General features: G+C 72.6%; 7 protein-coding genes. 2 read left to right on the top strand and 5 right to left on the bottom strand.

Going from position 1 to position 6,365, the window contains the following annotated elements:
- Positions 1–14 precede the first annotated feature (14 nt).
- On the bottom strand, positions 15–590 hold the full coding sequence (soxR, locus tag DY245_RS34995; RefSeq protein WP_244943467.1) for a redox-sensitive transcriptional activator SoxR: 576 nt from the start codon (positions 588–590) through the stop codon (positions 15–17).
- A gap of 169 nt (positions 591–759) precedes the next feature.
- Here soxR and DY245_RS34990 point away from each other — a divergent pair, with 169 nt between their 5' ends.
- A complete protein-coding gene (locus DY245_RS34990) occupies positions 760–1,221 on the top strand; it encodes a MaoC family dehydratase (RefSeq protein WP_128511129.1) in 462 nt (153 codons plus the stop codon).
- Here DY245_RS34990 and DY245_RS34985 read toward each other — a convergent pair.
- The gene (locus tag DY245_RS34985) at positions 1,202–1,864 is read right to left on the bottom strand and encodes a TetR/AcrR family transcriptional regulator (protein WP_128511128.1); all 663 of its coding nucleotides are present in this window, start codon (positions 1,862–1,864) and stop codon (positions 1,202–1,204) included. The two genes, DY245_RS34990 and DY245_RS34985, sit on opposite strands and share 20 nt — an antisense overlap.
- A gap of 120 nt (positions 1,865–1,984) precedes the next feature.
- Complete coding sequence (locus tag DY245_RS34980; RefSeq protein ID WP_128511127.1) at positions 1,985–3,151, bottom strand: acyl-CoA dehydrogenase family protein; 1,167 nt, start codon at positions 3,149–3,151, stop codon at positions 1,985–1,987.
- Positions 3,152–3,236: 85 nt separating this feature from the next.
- Here DY245_RS34980 and DY245_RS34975 point away from each other — a divergent pair, with 85 nt between their 5' ends.
- Complete coding sequence (locus DY245_RS34975) at positions 3,237–3,884, top strand: TetR/AcrR family transcriptional regulator (RefSeq protein ID WP_128511126.1); 648 nt, start codon at positions 3,237–3,239, stop codon at positions 3,882–3,884.
- Positions 3,885–3,929: 45 nt separating this feature from the next.
- Here DY245_RS34975 and DY245_RS34970 read toward each other — a convergent pair whose 3' ends face one another.
- A complete protein-coding gene (locus DY245_RS34970; protein WP_128511125.1) occupies positions 3,930–5,012 on the bottom strand; it encodes a Zn-dependent alcohol dehydrogenase in 1,083 nt (360 codons plus the stop codon).
- Between the two features lie 83 nt (positions 5,013–5,095).
- The coding region (locus tag DY245_RS34965; RefSeq protein ID WP_147318413.1) for an aldehyde dehydrogenase family protein at positions 5,096–6,365 on the bottom strand (1,270 nt) is incomplete at its 5' end.

Genomic DNA, 6,365 nt, shown 5'->3' with positions numbered 1-6,365 from the left:
GGCGCGCGCCGCGCTCATGGGCCGTCCGTGCAGCACCCCTGCCCGTCGGGCGCGTCCTGCTCGCCGCTGCCGTCCGGTGTGCGCCGCTGCTCGCCGCCGGCCCGCTCCCGCGCGCCCTCCGGGTCCTTGACGCTGCGGTCGACCCGCAGCCGCCGTGCGCCGGGCCCCTGTTCACCGAGGTTGTCGTACGGGTTGGACAGCGCGCACCTCTCCAGCGAGAGGCAGCCACAGCCGATGCAGTCGGTCAACCGGTCGCGCAGTTCGACGAGTTGGCTGATCCGCTCGTCCAGCTCGGAGCGCCAGACCTCGGAGAGCCGGGCCCAGTCGGCACGGTTGGGGGTGCGCTCGTCGGGCAGCTCCGCGAGCGCGTCACGGATCACCGCCAGCGGGATCCCGACCCGCTGCGCGGCCCGTACGAACGCGACCCGGCGCAGCGCGTCACGGCTGTAGCGCCGCTGGTTGCCCGCCGTGCGGGTGCTGCTGATCAGTCCCTTGGACTCGTAGAAGTGCAGCGCGGAGACCGCGGCACCGCTACGCGCGGAGAGCTGGCCGACGGAGAGTTCATGGACCTTGTACGGAAGCTGGGGCACGGTTCAACCCTAGGGCCTGTCCGCCCCTGATCCGCAGGGCAGGCCCCGGCCGCCAGAGAGGGCCGGAGCGTTGACAGCGGGTACCCGCACTCCGCATGCTGAGCAAGCGCTTAGTAAGCGCCGGCCGGTCTACGACGGCGGCAGACGGATCCCAAGGAGGCAGACGGAGATGGCAGAGCCCCGAGTGTTTGGATCGCTCGACGAACTGCGGGCCGCGGTCGGCGAGGAGCTCGGCACCAGCGACTGGCTGGAGATCGACCAGAAGCGGATCGATCTGTTCGCGGACGCCACCGGCGATCACCAGTGGATCCATGTGGACCAGGAGAAGGCCGCGGCCGGCCCCTTCGGCACCACCATCGCGCACGGCTATCTGACGCTGTCGCTGCTGCCCGCCCTCGTACCGCAGCTGATGCGGGTGGACAACGTGAAGATGGGGATCAACTACGGCACCAACAAGGTGCGTTTCCCCGCCACCGTCCCGGTCGGCTCGCGGGTGCGCGCCACCGCCAGGATCGCCGAGGTGACCGAGGTGTCCGGCGGTGTGCAGCTCGCCACGGTCGTGACCATCGAGCGCGAGGGCGGCGACAAGCCGGTGTGTGTCGCGGAGACGGTCAGCCGCTTTTACCTGTAGCCGCCCCGCCGGGCCCGCCCGCCGGGGCGCCCACCATGCGCAGGACGAGGTCGGCGTAGAGCGCGCCGACCTCGTCGGGCGTGCGCGGGCCGTCCGACGAGAACCAGCGGGCGACGTCCACGCACAGCGACAGCACCGCGAGGGTGGTGCCCGGCACGTCGTCGGCCCGGAACTCCCCGCTGTCCGCGCCGTCCTGGATGATCTGCCGCAGCAGCCGGTCGGTCCTGCGGCGCAGATCGGCGATCTCGGTGTAGTGCTCCGGGCTCAGCGCCTGGAGTTCGTACTGGATGACCCGGGCGGTGGTGTGGTGCTCGGCGTGCCAGCGGGCGAAGGTGCGTACGGCGTCGCGGAGCCGCTCGCCGGCGCTGCCCTCGGCCTCGGCGGCGGCGCCCATGATGCGCAGCGCCTTTTCGTGGCCGATGCCGCTGATGCGGTAGAGCAGCTCTTCCTTGGTCTTGTAGTGGATGTAGAGGGCGGCCGGGCTCATACCGGCCCGGCCGGCGATGTCACGGGTGGTGGTGGCGTGGTAGCCGCGCTCGGCGAACGCCTCGACGGCGGCGCTGACCAGCCGCCGCGCGGCGTCCGGGGTCACCCCGCCCCACTCCTCGCGCTCCTCCGCAGCCTGCTCCGCCGCCGCACCCATCGCGCACCCCGCTCCTCGACCCGCCAGGGACGTTCCTCTGACGGATCGAACACCATACCGCGCCGCTGAGCAAGCGCTTAGGCCCGGTGGAGTACCGGCGGAGGGGCCCGGACCCGTGCGTCAGAAGGCGGAGACGCCGGTCAGCGCGCGGCCGATGACCAGCTTCTGTATCTGGCTGGTGCCCTCGTACAGGGTCATCACCCGGGCGTCCCGCAGCAGCTTGCCGACCGGGTACTCGTCGATGTAGCCGTAGCCGCCGAAGACCTGGAGGGCGTTGTTGGCGGCGCGCACCGCGGCCTCGGAGGCGAAGAGTTTGGCCTGGGACGCCGCGGTGACGAACGGCTCGCCGCGCTCGATCAGATCGGCGACCCGCCAGGTCAGCAGGCGCGCGGCGTCCACATCCACGGCGATATCGCTGATCAGCTCCTGCACCAGCTGGTGTCGGGCGATCGGCTTGCCGAACTGCTCGCGCTGCCCGGCATAGTCGACCGCGGCGTCCAGGGCGGCCTGGGCGATGCCCACACAGCCCGCCGCGACCGACATCCGACCCTTGGCCAGCGCGGACATCGCCACTGAGAAGCCCTTGCCCTCGGGTCCCAGCATGGCGGCGGCGGGAACCCGTACGCCGTCCAGGACCAGCTCCGCGGTGGCCTGGCCGCGCAGCCCCAGCTTCCCGTGGATCTCCCGGCGTTGCAGACCCGGGGTGTCGGTCGGTACGAGGAAGGCGCTGATGCCCTTGTGGCCGGGGGCGTCGCCGGTGCGGGCGAAGAGCAGCACGACATCGGCCCAGGTTCCGTTGGTGATGAACGTCTTGGCGCCGTCGATGACGTAGGTTCCCCGGGAGGTACCCCCATCGTCCCGGACCGCCCGGGTGGTCAGGTTGCCCGCGTCGGAGCCGGTGCCCGGCTCGGTGAGGCCGAAGCAGCCGACCGCCTCGCCGGAGGTGAGTCGCGGCAGCCACTCCCGCTTCTGCCGGTCGTCGCCCCAGGAGGCGAGGGTCTTGGCCACCAGTCCGAGCGAGACCGAGACGATGCCGCGCACCGAGGAGTCGCCGCGGCCCAGTTCCTCGGTGACCAGGACGTAGGAGAGATGGTCGCCGCCGGAACCGCCGTACTCCTCGGGGACGGTGAGCCCGAGGAAGCCGAGGTCGCCGAGCTTCTTCACAATGCCGCGGTCGACCTGCTCCGCGCGGTCCCAGGCCGCGGCATACGGGGTGATCTCGCGGTCGACGAAGTCCTTGGCGAGCTGCCGCACCGCGGTCTGCTCCGCGCTGAGCTCCAGGTTCATCTCGGGCCCCTTGTGGACGAGAACGGTTGACCGGGACGTTAATTAGCACTGCTAGTTTTTGCTGGGCAGCTCTACTATGTGCGTCATGGCCCGACCCCGCAAGCCCCTGCTGAGCCGCGAGCGCATCGTCTCCACGGCGCTTCAGCTGATCGACTCCGAGGGGCTGCCGGCGCTCTCCACCCGGCGGCTGGCGGCGGAGCTGGGCGTGAGCGGGCCGTCCCTCTACAACCACTTCACGACCAAGGACGAGATCCTCGACGCGGTCGCCGACACCGTCATCGCCAAGGTCGATGTATCGACGTTCGAGACCGGCACCGACTGGCGCGCCGGGCTGCTCGACTGGGCCCGCTCCTACCGCGCCGCGCTCGCCGCGCATCCGCATATCGTGCCGTTCCTCGCCCAGGGCCCCGGCCGCCGGCCGGCCGGGCTGAAGATGGCGGACGCGGCGTTCGGCGGCATGGTCGAGGCGGGCTGGCCGCCCGCACAGGCCACCAAGGTCTGTGCGATGGTCCGCTACTTCGTGGCGGGCTCCGCCCTGGGCTCCTTCGCCCGCGGCTTCGTGGACGACCCCAGCGCCTACGACCCGGCCGACTATCCGCACCTGGGTCAGGCGCACCTCCTGGCGGAGCATCAGCGCCAGGTGGACGAGGGCGCGTTCGAGGCCGGTCTGCGGGCCCTGGTGGACGGCCTGGCGCTGCACCACCCGGAACTCGTACCGCCGGACGGCCGCTGACCCTCCCCTACCGCCGGCCGCTCCGCCGGGGCCTCCCCCGTTGCCTCAGAAGACGACCAGCGCCCGGCCGCCCTTGCCCGCCAGCATGGCGTCGAACGCGGCCGGGATGCCCTCCAGGCCGATGCGCTCGGTGACCAGTGCGGAGAGGTCGAGCGCACCGGAGCGGATGTGTTCGGCGATGACCGGGAGGTCGCGCGCCGGGTCGCTGTTGCCGTAGACACAGCCGGCGAGCGTCCGGCCGAAGTAGAAGATCTCCAGGGCGGAGAAGGTCACCTGCTGGTCCTGGCCGCCGATCCCGACGACCGTCGTACGGCCGCCGCGCCGGGTGGCCGACCAGGCCGTACGGATCGTGTCGGCGCGCCCCACGCACTCCACGGCGACATCGGCGCCCACGCCCCCGGTGAGCTTGCGGATCCGCTTGGCGGTGTCCTCAGCGGACAGCACGAACTCGGTGGCGCCCGCCGCACGGGCCAGCTCCTCCTTCTCCGACGAGACATCGACCGCGACGATCGTGCCCGCGCCCGCGATCCGCGCCGCCTGCACCGTGGCGAGGCCGACGCCGCCGACGCCGAAGACGGCGACCGACTCCCCCGCCCGCACCTGGGCGCTGTGGTGCACGGCGCCCCAGCCGGTGAGCACCGCACAGCCGAGCAGCGCGGCGTCGGCGAGCGGCACCCCGGCCGGCAGCGGCAGCGCGGCATGCGCGGGCACCACGGTCTCCTCGGCGAACGCGGCGGTGCCCAGGCCCGGGTAGAGCGCACTGCCGTCGGCGGCGAGCGTGGCGTACGGCGCATTCGCCGCGAGGCCGGAACGGGCGCACAGCCAGGGCTCGGCCAGCCCGCAGAAGTGGCAGTCGCCGCAGGACGGCGCCCAGTTGAGGACGACCTGGTCGCCGGGGGCCACCGTCGTCACATCGGGTCCGACCGCGGTGACGGTGCCCGCGCCCTCGTGCCCGAGGACGGCCGGGGCGGGCTGGCGCAGGGTGCCGTTGGACAGCGACAGGTCGGAGTGGCAGACGCCGGCGGCGGCGAGCCGGATACGGACCTGGCCGGGGCCGGGCGCGGGCAGGTCGATCTCGGCGACCCGGAGCGGGGCGTTGACAGCGGGCAGTACGGCGGCGCGGACCACAAGGTCTCCTCGTGCGCGGGACAGCGGGACAGGGTGGTGCCGCACGGCCGGGAGGCGGCATCCGCCCCCGCCGTGCGGCCCGGTCAGAACTGGAGCGACTTGGTCTGGAGGTACTCGGCCAGTCCGTGCGGGCCCAGTTCCCGGCCGACGCCGGACTGCTTGTAACCGCCGAACGGGGCGAGGGGGTTGAAACGGCCGCCGTTGATGTCCACCTGCCCGGTGTCCAGGCGCCGGGCGAAGGCGACCGCCGTCTCCTGGTCGCCCGCCCACACCGCCCCGCCCAGCCCGTAGGCGGAGTCGTTGGCGATGCGCAGCGCCTCCTCCTCGCTCTCGTACTTCAGGATCGACACGACCGGGCCGAAGATCTCCTCCTGCGCGATCGTCATGTCCGTCGTGACGTCGGCGAAGACGGTGGGGCGTACGTAGTAGCCCCGCTCCCGGCCCTCGGGCGCGTCCGGTCCGCCCGCCACCAGGCGTGCGCCCTCCTGCACACCGCGCTCGATGTAGCCGCGCACCCGGTCGCGCTGCTTGGCGTTGACGACCGGGCCCAGCCGGCTCTCGTCGTCCTGCGGGTCGCCCACGAGGTAGCCGCCCACGGCCTCCGCTGCCAGCGCCACCGCTTCCTCGTACTGGTCGCGGTGCACCAGCATCCGGGTCAGGGCGTTGCAGGACTGGCCGGAGTTGCGCATCACATCGGCGACGTTGACCTGCACCGCCTTGGCCAGATCGGCGCCCGGAAGGATGACGTTGGCGGACTTGCCGCCGAGTTCGAGGGCGACCCGCTTGACGCCACCGCCGGCAATCGCGCCGATCTGCCTGCCGACCGCGGTCGATCCGGTGAAGGACACCAGGTCCACGTCCGGGTGCTCGGCCAACGCCTGGCCCGCGACGTGGCCGAGCCCGGTGACGAGGTTGAAGACACCGGCCGGTACGCCCGCCGCGTCCACGCACTCGGCGAAGAGCTGGGCGGTGAGCGGGGTGTCCTCGGCGGGCTTGAGGACGACGGTGCAGCCCGCGGCGAGCGCCGGAGCGATCTTGTTGACGACCTGGTGCAGCGGGTAGTTCCAGGGCGTGATCGCGGAGACCACGCCGACCGGCTCGTGGTAGACGGTGGAGTTGCCGATGCGCTCCTCGAAGGAGTAGGAGGCGGCCAGTTCGGCGTACGAGCCGGTGACCACGACCGGCAGCGCGGCCTGCACCCGCCGGCTGAAACCGAGCGTGGCGCCCAGCTCGGCGGTGATGGTCCGGGCGATCTCCTCCGTACGGGCGGCGAGCTGGTCGCGCAGCGCGGACAGCCGGGCGGCGCGCTCGGCCGGGGCGGTGGCGGCCCACCCGGGCAGCGCGGCGCGGGCG

The sequence above is a fragment of the Streptomyces inhibens genome (genome assembly GCF_003389455.1).
Lineage (GTDB): Bacteria > Actinomycetota > Actinomycetes > Streptomycetales > Streptomycetaceae > Streptomyces > Streptomyces inhibens.
This window is presented reverse-complemented; position numbering and strand designations above follow the sequence as displayed.

Coding starts and splice junctions, on each gene's coding strand:
- DY245_RS34980 (WP_128511127.1), bottom strand. CDS start 3,151: ATGAACCTGGAGCTCAGCGCGGAGCAGACCGCGGTGCGGCAGCTCGCC.
- DY245_RS34990 (WP_128511129.1), top strand. CDS start 760: ATGGCAGAGCCCCGAGTGTTTGGATCGCTCGACGAACTGCGGGCCGCG.
- DY245_RS34975 (WP_128511126.1), top strand. CDS start 3,237: ATGGCCCGACCCCGCAAGCCCCTGCTGAGCCGCGAGCGCATCGTCTCC.
- DY245_RS34985 (WP_128511128.1), bottom strand. CDS start 1,864: ATGGGTGCGGCGGCGGAGCAGGCTGCGGAGGAGCGCGAGGAGTGGGGC.